Raw genomic sequence first — 15856 nt, 5'->3', positions numbered from 1 at the left:
AATTCGAAAATAACCCAAAAGCCCGCAGTTAGCGGGCATTTTGGGTCATGCTTTTTATTTTATGGACAGCTTCACTTTATTCTCTTCATATTTCTTTTGTTGGTAGGCATCAAATACATCTTCGCCTTCCTTCTTTCTCTTCTCTAAATACTCATTCCAAATCTTATCGAATTCTGCATCGGAAGAAGCCATGAGCAATTTCGGCATAGTTTTGCCGCGCAACTGTTTCAGCTTCGAAGCGATGATGCCTTCAGGAGAGTTTCCTGTTGGTTCGATTTGTTGGAACTCAGAGGAGCCTATGGATTTACCTCTAGTCCAATCTTCCAATTGCTTAAATGGTTCTACCGATTTAGGAGCCCATTGGTCCGTAATGTTCGTATTTTGCAGCATCCAGAATGTAAAGGAAGATCCGATTTGCTTATCAAACGTCGAACGGTCTTTATTCATCAAATCAAACACTTCTGGTTTAAATTGATCTTTTCCATCAATCGTATCGTAGCTGACACCTTTTTCGCCTAAGAACAAGTCTTTGTTGCCTTCTTCACTGTTCAAGTAGCTGAGGAAGCGGATAGCACGTGCTTTATCCTTAACATCTTTGGAGATCAGCGTTACCGTCCAACCGGAGATACCAGGGCCATCAAGGGTTGGTTTATCCAAGTTCGTATTGGAAGGTCCGTCAACAGCGATATACGTTTTGGTTGGATCCTGTTGGTAAATCGTTCCTAGCTGTGCTGCAAAGTCTGTACGTTGATACAGCATTGCGAAATAACGGCCTTGGGCAATTTTTTCTTCCATTTGTGGGCGTTTGTCGATAAAGATATCTTTAGCCAGCAGACCGTCTTGATTCGCTTGACGAAGTGCCTTCATCCAGCGGATATATTCAGGATCAGTTTCACGAGCATATACCTTGCCATCTTTTTCTCTTGGGATTGCCAAGAAGTTCTGCAGGTAACCTTCCAAAGAATCGTTACCGTTCTCGGTAAATTCATGCAAACCAAGTGGAATAAGCGGCTGTCCATTTACGTCAGGGAATTTCTCTTTCGCTAATTTAAGCGCATTCAAGAAACCTTCTGGTGTGCGCATATCTGGACTTCCAATAGCTTCATACATATCCTTGCGGACAGCGAATACTTGGTTGGATACGTAATTTTCTCCATATTTCTCATAGTCGGCAGGAGAGGAAGAAGAGTTAGGATAGCCATACACATTGCCGTCTTCTTGTGTATACCAGCCCAGCTTATCAGCATCGGATACTTTAAAGAAGTACGGATCATATTCATCAGCAAGTTTGTTCAATGGAAGAACAAGTTCACCTTCGACCATTTTCTTAATCGCATCTTCCCAGAAACCCAAAGTGATGAAATCAGGCAATTTACCGGATGCAATCAGCGTATTAAGCTTCTCATTCTCGTTACCAGCCGGAACGATAAAATTAATATCAACTCCGGTCTTCTTAGTTACATATTGGGAGGTTGGGTCCACGCCCCATTTATTAGGGAACCATGAGAAGTTCAGGTACCAGTCAAATGTAATGGGTGAAGTATCAATCTTCCATCCCGGTTCATCTGCTGATAATGCAGCAGCAGTCGGTTCAGCACTTGCCTCCGTATTAGTAGCTTTAGCGCTGTTAGCATTACCTTCGGCATTCTTGCCAGCATTATTTCCGCTGGAGCAGCCTGCGGCTGACAATGACATCATTATTGCGAGAAGCAGAACTCCCATTGCTTTTGGCTTACGTTTCATGCCCATGCTTGTTTACCCCTTTTCTATGAATGTTAATTATAAGCTCAACCCCAGTGCCTACAGCTGTAGGCAACCGGAGGAGTTATCACTGCTAGACATCAGCCCTTAATGGAGCCGATCATCATCCCTTTAACGAAATAACGCTGCAGGAACGGATACACGAATACTATCGGCAGGGTGGTCACTACCATCGTCGCCAGCTTAATGGACTGTGACGTTACGCTTCTCGTAACGCTGCTGCCTTGTACAGCGACCATCATTTGACTAGAGCTCGATTGTGCGACGACCCGGAACAAATACGTCTGAATCGGCTGCAGATCAGTATTATTGATATAGATCATACCCGTGAAGTAATCATTCCACTGATACACGCCATGGAACAGCGCAATGGTAGCAATTACAGGCATGGATACTGGAAGTACGATTCTTAAAAAGATGGACCAATCATTAGCACCGTCAATCCGTGCCGCTTCTTCCAGCCCATCGGGAATCTCCCGGAAAAAGGTCATGAAGATAATAAGATCAAAGAAGCTAAACATAACCGGAATAATATAGACTAGGAAATTCTCCAATAGGTGAAGGTCCTTCATCAGCAGGAAGGTAGGAATGAGTCCCCCGCCAAAAAAGAGAGTCACTGTACCCATCAGCATGTAGAACTTACCGCCAATGAGGTTTTTTCTGGAGAATGCATAAGCTACCATCGCTGTGAAAAATACATGCAGTACAGTACCCAAAAGTGTTTTGGCGACAGTAACCCACATCGCCTGCATGATGCCGGGGCTGGCAAACACGGCCTCGAAATTCTCAAAGCTGAACATCCGCGGCCACCAGTAGATTCCTCCCCGCATGGCGTCATTACCGTTATTGAAGGCGTTAACCAATACGTACCAGATCGGGTAAAGCGTTATGAAGCAGATACATAACATGATAAGGTTATTGATGATATCGAACAGGGCCTCGCCCTTCGTTTTACGCTTAAGTGCAAACATATATGGTCCTCCTTATCCTAGAACAACGATGTATCGTTGATTTTTTTAGATACTTGGTTGGCAATCAGCAGCAATATTAGAGCGATAACCGATTTTAACAATCCAACTGCAGTTGAGTAAGAGAAGCGGCCTGAGAGAATCCCTGTATAGTACACATAGTAATCAATTACATTACTTGCACTATCATTCAGTGAGTTGCGCAGGACCAGAATCTGATCAAAGTTGGAGTTCAGCACTCCGCTGACCGCGAGAATGAAGAGAATGCTGATTGTCGATTTAATCGCCGGCAAGGTAACATACCACATCTTCTGAAATCTGCCCGCGCCGTCGATTGTCGCCGCCTCGTACATTTCAGGAGATACACCGGAAATTGCTGCTAAATAGATAATCGCTGACCATCCAAGTTCTTTCCAGATATCAGAGGAGATAATAATTGTCCAGAAGTAACCCGGCTCAGCCAAGTATGTAATTGGCTGATCAATAAGATGAAGCGCTAGCAAAATGTTATTGATAATTCCTACATCAGCAAGCCATGTAGCCAAAATCCCTCCGAGTACCACCCATGAGAGAAAGTGGGGCAAATACGAAATCGTCTGTATGGTCTTCTTGAATTTCATTGAACGAACTTCGTTCAGAAATAGAGCGAAGATTATCGGCAAGGGAAATCCGATAATTAGCTTAAACAAGCTAATGCCGAGTGTATTTTTAATTACATTCGAGAGATTGTCATCATCCATGAACTCTTTGAAATGTGTAAGTCCCACCCATGGGGCTTCTGCAATCGTTTTAACGATGTTGTAATCTTTGAAAGCAATGATAATTCCATACATGGGAATGTAGTTAAAGATTATCATCCACGCAATGCCGAGTAGAGCCATTGTCTGCAAATGACGCTGGGCAATGAACCTCTTCCAAAGCGGACTGCGATTTACTTTACCGGTTTCGAAATTGCCAGGAATTAACGGCTTCATCGCTGAGCTTACTTCCATGCTTTTTTTGTTCTCCATCCTTTGGACCTCCAGGCTCTATATCTGTATTTAATCTAAAGCGCTTACAATGTTTATGTATCCATTGTATTTGCTTTTGCCTGTCTCCGTAAGGCTTTGAATTTCGGATTATAGGTTCCATTTTTCGGATTCATTGAAAATTTAAGGGCGAGCCGCAGCTCGCCCCTCTATTTTTATGCTAATACTGCTTGAATTTGCGCGATTTCTCCACGCCGCAGAGCCTCTGCCTCTTCACCGCGCACGAACGCTCCAGATATTTTAGTCACAGTTCCATTACGGTATACAAGCATCAAAGATTGAATGCTAACCTTCTTCTCGCCAAAGGTATTTTCACGTTTTGGGTTAGAATAGATTACCTCCGTATTCCCAAGGAAAGTGAAGGACAGATTGCCATCTTCATCAAACAGCCATCCTGGCAATACCGGATCAAGAGACAGCGTAAGCGCTCCATCCTCCAATCTGAAAACATGGCTTCCAGCCATCATTGTTCTCCACATGCTTAAGAATTCCGCGGTCGATCCACTAAGTCTCGCTACGAACCCTCTACCGTGGTTATTTGGATCAGGATTGCCTCCAGTTGCGATAAAAGATGAATTCTCCAGTGTACTGCGTCCATAAACAGCAGGATCAAGGAATGGCACCAGCGACGTCTTCAGCTCACCGTAGAATTCCTCGTACAGCCCGCCCTTCAGCAGCTCAAGCAGATACTTATAGGACATGTGCAGGAAGTTAGACTCCCGTTCTAGCCAGCCTGGTGTAAAGGCTCTCATTCGTCCGATTTCATGCGATTCACCTTCTAGACTAACAGAGGTCTGATACATAGATGTTGCCCGATCATACAGCTCTGTTTGCTTAATCAGATTATAGATCTCTTTTGCCTGCACCGGGTTCTTCATCGTCTTCAACCAGCGGGTAGGTCCTTCCAGGAAATAAGGCAAGGCATAAGCCTTAAACTCCTCAACCACAGCTTTTGGCAGTCCGTATCCGCTAATGACTGGCTGACCCTCAGCATCTGTTACCTGATGGAATTTCTCCGCTTCAAAACGGAAATAGGTGGGGGTAAGTCCATTGCCCATTTCTACCGCCTTGTTGATCCCCTCATCAATTTTAACTAGGAACTTGGAAAGGGCTTCGCGGATGTGCTCCAGCGTTACTGCGGACTCAACACCAGTAATGCCAAACCGGATACTTGCTCTATAAGCTTCACGGGCTGAAGCTACTGTATCCCAATAGTTGAATTGTTCCACTTCTCCTGCTAGGACAGCAGTTACCGCGTGATATACCGCTTCAAGCAGCTCCGCGATTTCTTCTGGCAGCTTTACAGCTCCCTGTACATTCTCAGCACCGTTCAGCACATCCAGCAAAAAGACTACAGTACGCTTCAGCTCAAAAGTCTCACTCATTCCGGAGCCAAACAATCCTGGCAGACCGTTCATGGCATCGTTCCAGCCCGGCTTGTTGCCTTCCATCTCCACACCCATGCCGTAAGGGTCAAGCGTAGCAAATTTATTCAAAGAAAGAGACAACATCTTCACGAACAGATTGGTGTGGTAAATAGCACCTTGCCCACCTTCGGCACGCAGCCAATGGGTATCTCCTGCTTTCCATTTCAGCTTATGCAGCTTCTCCTCATCCTCCAGGAGGGCGCCATATTGCCGGGCTTTTCCGTCACTAATTACATACTTCTCACTACGTGGCAGCACATATGCTGGGCTGTCATAGAACGCATAAGTGTTATCCCCAAATAAAAGCTCCTGCTTCTTGTCAGGGAAGATGTCCAAATAACCTACTACGAGATCCAAATTATATGTCCAGTGATCAGACCAGAAGCCTTCGCCAAAAGCAGCCTCAATGTTTTGCTGTGACAGGGCTAGCAGACCCGACAGAAACTCCTGCTCACTAACCTTCAACGTAACGTTATGATCCGCAATGTAATTGATCAGGCTGCCTGGGGTGAACCGACTGTTGCATAGCTTAACAAGCTCAGCTTGATGATCCGCAGCCGCTTCTCCGATCCATTCCGCAGCCTTCGCTCTGCTGTCTGACTTCACTTCAAAGGTTGTTCCTTGAACACTAAGTGGGTTGTAGCCATCTGCTTGAATTAAGCTATAGAACATTTTGATGTTGAAGCTGCCCACCTTCGGATTAAAAAACACATCATTCCGGCGGTTCTGATTCATATCGCGGAAGTTTCCGTTCCCCTGTGAATAGTATTCTGGGGCAAGCGAGAAGAAGTTATAGTCGCGCTCCAAATCGCCATGTTTACGGGAATATAAATGAACCACAAAGCCATCTCCGCCATTGTCAAAAATAAAAGGATAGCCTCCACGCAGGAAGTTATCGAGATAGGACTGACGGCAATAAGCATCAAACACAGCCGATGAAGTGTGCGTGGCAATGTCTTCTGTTAATTCCTCTGTCAGACCTGCGGCTTCTTGGGATTTGGACAGAATATATTCATCTCGGCATAAATGCTCTGCCTTTTTGTTGATTTTATCGATGTCATTTACATGCCCAACCAAAGTATTCAGGGTCAAGCTGCTGCCGGGTGCCAAACGTCTAGCCACACCACTGAAGCCGCAAGGAACCTTATTGACTGGATATTGTGGAAGCTCACTCAGCTCCGAAAGCGTTAATCCCGCAAAGCGGTCTGGGTAAGTAAGAGAGGTATTGCCGCCGAAAATAAGCTCGAAATCAACGATTGGCGCGACTTTTTCTCCTTCTCCAGTAAACGACAGATAGAAATGCCCATTTGTGATTTCGCTAACCTGCGCGCTATCGTTGGTGCTGGAACGCAGCTTATAGAACGGAATACCGTTCTCCAGATTGTATACGTCCATCCAGCTGCGAAGCAGGTTACCAATCTCCTTGTAGCCGCTGTTTTCTACTCCGTAAGGCAAGATCTCAGGCAGACCATCCATCAGCTCCAGCTCAATCTCTTTGCCCCCGATATTCTCAATCTCCACCCGACGTACCAACGCGGCATAATCGTCATTAGGCAGATTGAAATAGTGTACGGTCGTCTTCAGCCCATGCCCGGCATGGCTTTCTTCAAGGGTCAGTCCGTTAGGCAAAATGGTCATGATCCGCTTGGCGGCAGGATCTGGACGTGCCGATTGAAATGGCTCATAAATCTCTTGCTCGCCTTTTATTTTAATAAAGGTTCGGAAGCCGGTGGTTCCTACGTCTTTATAAGAGATATTTGCTGGAGAAAATTCCATGATTGGCGAGTTCTTGTCGCGTACTCCAAAGCTGCAAATCGCTTGCCCCCGGTTCACATAAAAAGTCCACATTGGAATTCCCTTAAGACCTGCAAGACCTGGCAGGAAACTAGAGAAAGGCTTTCCTGTATCAAACTGCTCCATTACAAAATTACCTGATTCGAAATAATAATTACTCACGTTAATGTCCTCCTAAACTGTTACTTATTTATGAAATCAGATGCGTTACGATAGAATGAGGGGATAGCTCGCAGTTGGCAATCTCTTCGCCAAACCCCAAGGTTACCGTGCGAGCTTCTTCGCTCTCATTCATCAATATGACAGCAAGGCTGCCGTCCGGATTACGGAATGCTGTGGATAGGATTCCTTCCGCTTCAGAAGTAAAGCCAATCCGTACCGCACCTGGTGCGATAAATTTACTGAAATGCCCGATATAATAATAAGAGCTGTTATAGTGCAATTCGTCTGTTGTTGTATCTGCAATAATTGGAGCATCACAGAGATTCCCTACATGATTGGGCCCGCCGGTCTCATCCAGTACCAGGTTCCAGTCCAGATACCCTTCTGTCCATGCATTGAGATCCCCAATCATATTTCTGCCGTAACGTTCACCTGTAAACCATTCGCCAAGCTTGACGCCGCCCTCTTGACAGCCCTCAGTGAACAATAGATGTTTGTCAGGAAATAGATCATGTACCTTCTCTACCTTGTCGAACTCCTCACCACCATACCAGTGGATGCCTGTACCCCACACATATTGTGCAGCTTCAGGATCAGACAACACGACCGAAGCACGTTCGACCATAATATCGCGGTTATGATCCCAGATAACAATGTTCACATCGGAATGGCCTGCCTGCTGCATCACTGGACCGAGATGATTTTTAACAAAATCGCGTTCCTCTTCCGCACTATAAATGCAAGAATCCCAGACTTGAACAGCAGCCGGCTCATTCTGCACGGAAACCGCCCAAATAGGTACGCCTTCCTTCCCATAAGCTTCAATAAATTTGGTATAGTAGCGTGCCCAAACTTCAGCGTACTCTGGCTTGAGCGATCCTCCATTATTCATTTCACCATTTGTTTTCATCCATGCCGGAGGGCTCCAAGGAGAGGCCAACATCGTGAACGGTCCACCTTTTACCTGCATTGCATCCTTAATCAGCGGAAGCACCCACTTATGATCATGGGAGATATCAAAGGTAGCCAGCTCCGTATCATGATCAGCGACATAAGTATAATTTCCAAGCGCAAAATCACAGCTATGAATATGAACACGACCCATGTTATAGCCTAATCCCTCTACCGGATGAAAGTAGCGATGAATAACCTCTGCCCGTTTCTCAGGACTGAGCCGTGACAACGTATATGCCGCAGCTTCTGTGAAAGCGCCGCCAAATCCTATCATCTTTTGGAACTCCTGCTCTGGCTTAAGCTCTACATCGGCAGATCCAGAATCAACTCTTGTGCTAAAAACAATTGCCTCTTTCGGAGTTAAGCGTTCCCCTGTATCTTTTGCAGTTACTACAGTTTGAACTTTTGCCATTTCATCCATCTCCTCTAATTGTTTTGTTACTAACAACAAGCACTGTCTTTACTGGATCACCATCCGATGTTAGGGTTCGGAGCGATGGGCCACTGAAACGTTTGAGAAAATTCAAGGAAGCCTTCGGTAAACTTTGATTTCAGCTCATTCGAAACCTAAAATCGAAACCGGTTTCGATTGTTGCGAAAAAAAATGATCTAACGAAGAGCAGGAAAAAAAAGCGGCATAACAATATACCCATTATAGCCCCATTCCTCTGAATAAGCTGTAGCAAATACCACATAGGAAGAATTCGAGCTATGATGTCCTCTACTTTATCAGGACTCTTTTCTTTTCGTCAAGATTTATCCTGTGGGCAGCAGCCTGCTCTCTGTACTTATGGAATTTGATACAGCCCTAATTTCCGCTCGGAGGCGCACAGGATTCCCGTTCGATCACTTCTACCGGAACTAGAACCGCTTCCTTATCCAACTGTTTCCCTTCAATCGATGCTAAAAGAATGTCCGCTGCTCGGCTTCCTAAAAGTTCCGTATCCTGACGAATGGTTGTCAATGCAGGTGTAACATACTCAGCTAGATCAATATCATCGTACCCCACAACTGAAATGTCCAGCGGTACGGAAAGTCCACTATCTTTTACCGCCATAATAGCCCCTAAAGCTAACATGTCACCCGAAGCAAAAACAGCGGTTGGCCGATCAGGCAGCTTAAGAAGCTCCAGCATCGCTTGATAACCACTTTCACGAGAATAAAAAGCTCCATTCACAACATAGGACTCCAGCACTTCAAGCCCCTGCTGCTTCATAGCGTTCTTATATCCTAACTCCCGGGTTTTACCAGGGAAAGTGTTCATACCTCCGGAAATATGAGCAATCTTGCGATGACCCAAAGAAACTAAATACTCTATCGCAAGCTGAGCTCCAGCCGTATTATCCGAACATACCGTATGCGACTGCGTAGTCTCAAAATCCAGAATCACAGTAGGAATATCACTCTCTAGCAGCTCACGGAAATAAGGGTCCTCGTAATCAGACAAGAATACGACAACACCATCTACACCACGAATTCGGCAATTCTCCAAATAACCACTTTGTTTACCTCCAACATCCTTGGAAATAAACATGAGGGCATACCCCTTATCCACAGCAACCTTCTTAAAGCTCTCAATCACAGCGCTAAAAAAGGGATGGCGAATACCAAATCCCGTATTCTCTACAAACAATACACCGATGGTCCATGATTTCTTAGTAGTCAGTGTACGGGCATGGGAATTCGGCAAATATCCCATTTCTTGGGCAACCCGGAAAATTTCCTGGCGAGTCTTCTCCCGTACATCGGAATAATTATTAAACGCCTTGGATACCGTTGTAGGAGAGTAACCGGTTCTTTTGGCAATATCATATATAGTTGTCAATCCGGTTCACTCCTTGCCCAGACTAATGAAATACCTTCTGATACCTTCTGTTCACTGCAATTTTAACGTCTTTCGGTACCGCCGTCCAGCAAAAAGTAACTTTGTACGGAAGGAAGCAGCGTAAAGACTTGGATCAAAAGCCCTAGACTCATATAGATCAGATGTATGATTGCCACACTGTTCAACATATACGTCTGCACCATAATCCAAATAATTAACCCAAATCCGATATATAGGGACAATGCCCAGAAGCTATATAATTTCTTAAAGGGATTCAAAGTATTCACCCAGCGCAATTCTAGTCTCTTGATCAACCCATAAAACACAAACAAGGGCAGGATACCAAATACGATGAATAGCAAAATACCCGGAATTAAAAAATCTGAAAATGGCGATCTTTCCAGCATAGATGTGGGCATGTGTATCAGATCACCACTAGGATCTATGACCATTGACCCGCCTCCTGCTAACGCTCCAACCCCCAAAAATATATGAAGAATATAAAGCAATGTTACCGTAAACGGCCTTCTTTTGGTTGGTTCCATTTCAATACCCCTTCCCATGTTAAAAAAGTAGAGCATTCCTTACTGCTCTTTTCAATTTTACATGTTTTTCCTGAACGTCACCAAGATAGATATCACACAAAAAGCCGTATTTAAGCTTTTTTTGAGTGCGATGTGAACGATTGTATTTTACGCTATACTAAGATTAGAACGAAATGTTAACCCTGCCGACTGAATCTAATAAATAAAATACATTGGATCCTAAAAAACAAGGAGACAGGACGGGCGCAAAGACGCGCTGAACCTAACATATCTATGAACGATACCCATCTTTTATCCACCAAACAATGTACCTATTGCCAGCAACAGAAGCCGCTCTCTGAATTTCGTAAACGTACCGGCAAACGTTCCAAAGGCCAGTCTCGCCGTGGTGCTTGTCGGGAGTGCCGCAAACAACGACAAAACATAGATCTGACCCTTGCAGCAGGTCCCATTCCAGTACAACCTGTTACTATTGAAACCCCTTCTTCGGCTGTCAAAGAACGCTCCAAACAAGGAAAGCCTTCTTCCACGGTTGCTTCTTCACCGCAATCCAACCCAAATCAGCGCATACGGGGCTTGGAACAACGAAGGAAACATTCTCATTCTCAAGGCGCGAAACTGAGTCCCGAAGATCCAACGCAATTGATTCCCTCTGCCAAAGGGAAAATTCTAATGCGTGGCCACAGTGATAAAGGACGGCGCTGGCATCAGGAAATTGACTACGAGCTTGCGGTTACTCTAGTCAGAGAACATGCCGCTATCGTAGTGAATCGCCGAACCATCCGCAGGATATACAGCAATAAGGATTTCCGTGCTTATATATTGACCAGAGACAACTATACCTGCTACTTCTGTGGCTCCTATGGAGACACTATAGATCATCTGCTGCCCCGTGCTAAAGGTGGTCATACTACTCCGGATAATTGCGTTTGCGCTTGTACGTTATGTAATCAGACCAAGGCCGATCAGTCCGTTGAGGATTTTATGAGCAGATAAAATAGAAAAACGCCCCAATCTCAGTTGATTAGGGGCGCTTTTTAAATTAAAGGTGAATTTTATTATTAGTTAGCAACAATATTTTTAACTCGTCCTACCTGTCCACTGGTTAAACGCACCTTGATGCCATGCGGATGTCGAGGTGAGTTGGTGAGAATATCCTTCACCGTTCCATGTGTTAGCTTACCCGTCGGCTGATCCTGCTTAAGCACAATATCCACTTCAAGCCCAGGACGAATATCGGCTCTTACCTGTCCGTTCATGATGTAATCCCCTTTCAATGGGTTATAATGTTGTCAACTATACTAGATAAGGAGGAGACGTAATGGCCTTCGGCATCAACAGAGAAGAATTAACCCGCTGGAAAAAAGCAGTCTCCGCAGGAGAAATCGCCTTCTTAACCCATTACTGGCTAGACCCGCGTTTTCCCGGCATGACTACTGTCACCAAGGTAGGCTGTAGTGACCTAACCAGATTAACCTATTGGTGTGAGGAAAATGGACTGCCGGCTAAATATATTCATAATCGTTCCCCATTCCCCCACTTTGACCTTATGGGACCCAAACAAGCAGAAATCCTTCGGAAGGAAGGCTTATGGGAACAGTTGGAACGTTTCAAAATGCTCTAAAATTATTTCTTTTTACGTAAATCCTGCATGATCTTGCGGCCGGTAGGTGTCTGTGCTAATCCGCCACCTGCGGTCTCGCGGTGTTTTTCTGGCATAGCTGAGCCTACCTCAAGCATGACCTTGATTACTTCATCTGAAGGGATCACGCTACGTACACCAGCCAGTGCCATATCGGCGGCGGCGAGCGCGGTCACTGCACCGAATCCGTTTCTAACGATACAAGGAATCTCTACAAGTCCTCCCACCGGATCGCAAATCAGTCCTAATGTGTTCTTAAGCGCCAGTCCAACAGCATGCACTGCTTGTGCAGGCGTCCCTCCACGCAGTTCGGTTAAAGCTCCTGCCGCCATCCCGATGGCCGATCCGACCTCGGCCTGACAGCCACCCTCTGCGCCAGATACAAACGAATTGTTGGCAATGACATAACCGATTGCTCCCGCAGCGAACAAACCGGAAACCATATAATCATCATCCCAGCCAAACCGTTCCTGACAGCTGAGAAATACACCCGGAATAATTCCGCATGAACCTGCGGTAGGTGTAGCAATTATTCGGCCCATTGAGGCATTAACCTCGGATACAGCCAAAGCATAGGCCATTGCTTGACCAGCGGGTCCACCTAGGCATGGTTCATCTGCTGCGTTATAGGCTCCTACACGCTGGGCATCCATTCCCGTAAGGCCGCTGCGCGAAGTGGTATCTTCATGCATCCCACGATGAACAGCCTCTTTCATGACCCCATAATATTCACGCATAGTGGCAAATTCCTGTTCACTGGAACGTCCAGATTCCGCGCTTTGCTCTTCGAGCATAAGAGCTCCAATGGTGAGGCCACGTTCCTCACATAATACAGCCAGTTGGCTAAGTGTTTGAAAATTCATGTTAAGCTTTCCTTCCCCTTCTCATCTTGCTTACCTTCGTTTAAATTAACCAATTTCACCGATTTCACCGCAGTGAGCGCTTTAAGCGCTTCAATAAGCTCAGGAGTAGCAGCTTCATCCAGCTCCAGTACCGTTAAGGCTGCACCGCTGCGATTCTTCCGATCCAGAGACATATGCCCTATATTAAATTGTCCGTTACGCATCACTTCTGTAACACTCGCCAGAACACCTAAATAATCCATATGATGAATCAATACCGTCGGATACATTCCCGTAAGCTTTACTCCAAAACCATCCACATCGACGATCTCAATGTTTCCACCACCGATGGATGTCCCCGTTAAAGTCAGCTCACTTCCTGTCTCTTGTCCGATAAGATGCAGTTTAACCGTGTTAGGATGAGGAAACAATCCCGTTCCTTGCTCAAAAGATACTTCCATCCCAGCTTCAGCCGCCAACTCCAGAGAGTCGGGTAACCGATGATCATCGGTAGCGTAATCCATAAGTCCTCCGACAATAGCCCGGTCTGTACCATGTCCCTGATAAGTAGCTGCAAAAGAACCAAAAAACGTCACTTCTGCCACACGCGGCACTTCACCCAGCACCTGCCTTGCAGCCCTTCCGATCCGTGCTGCACCGGCTGTATGCGAGCTTGAAGGCCCGACCATGGCGGGACCAATAATTGAAAACACATCTTTAAAACGCATAAAAGACCTCCTGCCTGTAAATAGGCAATTATCAAACTCATATATAGTATACTGCACTGGCAGTCGGAGTTCACCGTTACATTTGCTGTGATATATCCACTTCTAATCTAATGATATTTTACTTAGATAGTATCTTCATTTCGCATCTTATGTATCACAAGATATCCTGGGAGTATAACATAATTCCACCTCTATACTGCCAGTCTATCCCTTCCCAGAATCCTCTTCCTTGTTCATTGGTTCCTATAACCATCAGATGGCATTTTGCAATACCAGCTGCATGTAAATTACCGAGACAACGCTTTACAAGCTCACGCCCGATGCCCATGCCTCGGCAGTCATTACTAACCGCCACATGATACATATAACCTCTTCGCCCATCATGTCCACACAATGCAGTTCCTACAATCCGCCCGTCTTCATTCTCGCAGATCTGGCTGAAGCCAGCATTACGCTCCAGATAACGCGCAATCTCCAGCCTCGAATCTGCTTCGCTGAGTCCCATTCCCTCTGTATTTTCCCATAGCTGGTAGGCAGCTTCATAATCATCCGCAATCATCTCTCGATAATTCATGTCTATCCCCTCGCTTGTATAGAATGACAAAAAGCATAAAGAGCACTCCGCGGAAGCTTTTCCAGCATCAGCAGCGCTTCATAAGGGTCACCTTCCAAACCCAGCACTTGCGCGAAGGCAGGTTCGGTCTTCCACCCGTTCGTTTTCATTGTAATGATCTGCTGGCGAAAATCATTATCCAGCTGAGCTAGAATTTCCGCTTCAATGATCATATGTAAGTAACCATTCTGCAGAGCTGTGGGTCGCGGCTGCCCAAACAGTTCTATAGGCCAGCCCCCGGCCATAAAGTTAATTTTCGTTCGAGGGACCCCATCAACCACACGCGATACACTAGTAAAATCATCCATGGTTCCGAAATATCGACTAACAATGTCCGTAAACATTACGGAATCATGAACCTCACAAATAATATCCAGGTCGCTGCCCTTCACCTGAATTCCAAGCGGCACTGTGTCAACCAGCACCGGGTTATAGTCGGCCAGCAAACTCATAATATTTAATTTTCTTAACAGGGCATAGACCTCTTTTTGCACTGGAGTTCCGTGATTCAAATAATCTATATTTCGCCAATCATTCATCTCGGACAAACGCCCCTCCGACTAGGATATAAACACAGGTATAACTGGATAACAGCGCACGCTTTTCTAGGCGCATGCATAGAAATATACGGAAGATAGAAGGCAAGGAGGAGTGTATGTAAAAATGAATCCCACCTACCCCTACTATGGGGAACAAACGATATGTAAGGAACAGCCTATTGCTTTTCCCCCGCAGCACCAAGACCGTCAGCCAGGTCTAGAGAGTCTAATGAATCCTCGCCCCATCAGTGAAGATCCGGAGATTGCCGGCAGTGGAAAGCTGAAAGGAAAAATTGCACTCATCACCGGAGGCGACAGCGGGATTGGTAAAGCGGCGGCCATTGCTTTTGCAAAGGAAGGCGCAGATGTCGCTATAGCTTATTTATACGAAGCTTCAGATGCAGAGGTCACTCAGCGGCGAATTGAGGAATTAGGGCAACGTTGTTTGCGGATCGAAGTTGATTTACGCCATAAGGAAAACTGCTTCAAGGCTGTGGAGCATACCCTTCGCACTTTTGGCAAGCTGGACATCCTCGTCAACAATCATGGCGTCCAGTATCCACAAAAAAGTATTTTGGATATCACGGAAGCACAGCTCTACCAAACGTTTCAGACGAATATATTTCCATTCTTTTACCTGACGCAAGCCGCACTTCCACATCTAAAAAAAGGCGCAGCCATCATCAATACTGCGTCCATTACTGCCTATCAAGGAAATAAAGAGCTTATAGATTATTCCTCAACTAAAGGTGCGATCGTATCCTTTACCCGCTCTTTAGCCTTATCACTCGTAGACTCTGGCATTCGTGTCAATAGTGTAGCTCCCGGACCCGTATGGACACCACTAATTCCCTCCAGCTACTCCGCAGATGAGGTTAGTGTATTTGGGACGGATACACCCTTTAAACGTGCCGCACAGCCATATGAGTTAGCAGGAGCCTATCTTTATTTAGCGGGACCGGATTCTTCGTATGTTACCGGGACATGTATTCATGTCAATGGTGGAGACATGGTCACCAGCTGATGCA

Annotated in this window: 15 protein-coding genes; 3 read left to right on the top strand and 12 right to left on the bottom strand. The window is 45.6% G+C overall.

Features of this window, described 5'->3' with window-relative positions; genetic code table 11:
* Positions 1-54: 54 nt before the first annotated feature.
* The 7 genes from NSS82_RS02600 to NSS82_RS02570 all read right to left on the bottom strand — a co-directional run bounded on the left by NSS82_RS02600 (position 55) and on the right by NSS82_RS02570 (position 10371).
* Positions 55-1749, bottom strand: coding sequence for an extracellular solute-binding protein (locus tag NSS82_RS02600; protein WP_036682600.1), 1695 nt, complete (start codon positions 1747-1749; stop codon positions 55-57).
* 92 nt (positions 1750-1841) lie between these two features.
* Complete coding sequence (locus NSS82_RS02595) at positions 1842-2732, bottom strand: carbohydrate ABC transporter permease (RefSeq protein WP_036682603.1); 891 nt, start codon at positions 2730-2732, stop codon at positions 1842-1844.
* A 17-nt stretch (positions 2733-2749) separates the two neighbouring features.
* Positions 2750-3739 (bottom strand): ABC transporter permease, encoded by a 990-nt coding sequence (locus NSS82_RS02590; RefSeq protein ID WP_036682605.1) that lies wholly within the window; start codon positions 3737-3739, stop codon positions 2750-2752.
* Between the two features lie 173 nt (positions 3740-3912).
* On the bottom strand, positions 3913-7140 hold the full coding sequence (locus NSS82_RS02585; RefSeq protein ID WP_076273097.1) for a cellobiose phosphorylase: 3228 nt from the start codon (positions 7138-7140) through the stop codon (positions 3913-3915).
* Positions 7141-7168: 28 nt separating this feature from the next.
* Positions 7169-8506, bottom strand: a complete 1338-nt coding sequence (locus NSS82_RS02580) for a glycoside hydrolase family 30 protein (RefSeq protein ID WP_076273098.1) — start codon at positions 8504-8506, stop codon at positions 7169-7171.
* Positions 8507-8902: 396 nt separating this feature from the next.
* The gene (locus NSS82_RS02575; protein WP_076101327.1) at positions 8903-9919 is read right to left on the bottom strand and encodes a LacI family DNA-binding transcriptional regulator; all 1017 of its coding nucleotides are present in this window, start codon (positions 9917-9919) and stop codon (positions 8903-8905) included.
* Between the two features lie 62 nt (positions 9920-9981).
* Positions 9982-10371 (bottom strand): hypothetical protein, encoded by a 390-nt coding sequence (locus tag NSS82_RS02570; protein ID WP_256718555.1) that lies wholly within the window; start codon positions 10369-10371, stop codon positions 9982-9984.
* 366 nt (positions 10372-10737) lie between these two features.
* On the opposite strand from NSS82_RS02570, the gene NSS82_RS02565 reads away from it, so the two are divergent.
* Entirely contained in the window at positions 10738-11460 is a 723-nt protein-coding gene (locus NSS82_RS02565; protein ID WP_052096736.1) for an HNH endonuclease, read from the top strand.
* A 65-nt stretch (positions 11461-11525) separates the two neighbouring features.
* Here NSS82_RS02565 and NSS82_RS02560 read toward each other — a convergent pair whose 3' ends face one another.
* Positions 11526-11723, bottom strand: coding sequence for a YwbE family protein (locus tag NSS82_RS02560; RefSeq protein ID WP_036682616.1), 198 nt, complete (start codon positions 11721-11723; stop codon positions 11526-11528).
* Between the two features lie 62 nt (positions 11724-11785).
* Here NSS82_RS02560 and NSS82_RS02555 point away from each other — a divergent pair, with 62 nt between their 5' ends.
* Positions 11786-12088: a hypothetical protein gene (locus NSS82_RS02555; protein ID WP_036682619.1), complete on the top strand. Its 303-nt coding sequence runs from the start codon at positions 11786-11788 to the stop codon at positions 12086-12088.
* 2 nt (positions 12089-12090) lie between these two features.
* On the opposite strand, the gene sdaAA is transcribed toward NSS82_RS02555, so the two are convergent.
* The 4 genes from sdaAA to NSS82_RS02535 form a co-directional block, all read right to left on the bottom strand.
* Complete coding sequence (gene sdaAA, locus NSS82_RS02550; protein ID WP_036682621.1) at positions 12091-12969, bottom strand: L-serine ammonia-lyase, iron-sulfur-dependent, subunit alpha; 879 nt, start codon at positions 12967-12969, stop codon at positions 12091-12093.
* Positions 12966-13676: an L-serine ammonia-lyase, iron-sulfur-dependent subunit beta gene (sdaAB, locus tag NSS82_RS02545; RefSeq protein ID WP_036682623.1), complete on the bottom strand. Its 711-nt coding sequence runs from the start codon at positions 13674-13676 to the stop codon at positions 12966-12968. The genes sdaAA and sdaAB overlap by 4 nt, the downstream gene beginning before the upstream one ends.
* A 154-nt stretch (positions 13677-13830) precedes the next feature.
* Positions 13831-14250, bottom strand: a complete 420-nt coding sequence (locus tag NSS82_RS02540; protein WP_076273099.1) for a GNAT family N-acetyltransferase — start codon at positions 14248-14250, stop codon at positions 13831-13833.
* 2 nt (positions 14251-14252) lie between these two features.
* A complete protein-coding gene (locus NSS82_RS02535; RefSeq protein ID WP_076273111.1) occupies positions 14253-14828 on the bottom strand; it encodes a DUF4269 domain-containing protein in 576 nt (191 codons plus the stop codon).
* A gap of 124 nt (positions 14829-14952) precedes the next feature.
* Between NSS82_RS02535 and NSS82_RS02530 the strand changes: the two genes are divergently transcribed.
* Positions 14953-15852 carry an SDR family oxidoreductase gene (locus NSS82_RS02530; RefSeq protein ID WP_038568476.1) on the top strand — a complete coding sequence of 300 codons (900 nt, stop codon included), beginning with the start codon at positions 14953-14955 and terminating at the stop codon, positions 15850-15852.
* The last annotated feature ends 4 nt before the right edge of the window (positions 15853-15856 follow it).

Source organism: Paenibacillus sp. FSL H7-0735 (assembly GCF_038008505.1).
GTDB lineage: Bacteria > Bacillota > Bacilli > Paenibacillales > Paenibacillaceae > Paenibacillus_AQ > Paenibacillus_AQ odorifer.
Note: the sequence above shows the minus strand (reverse complement) of the source record. Positions and strands in the feature narration are given on the sequence as shown.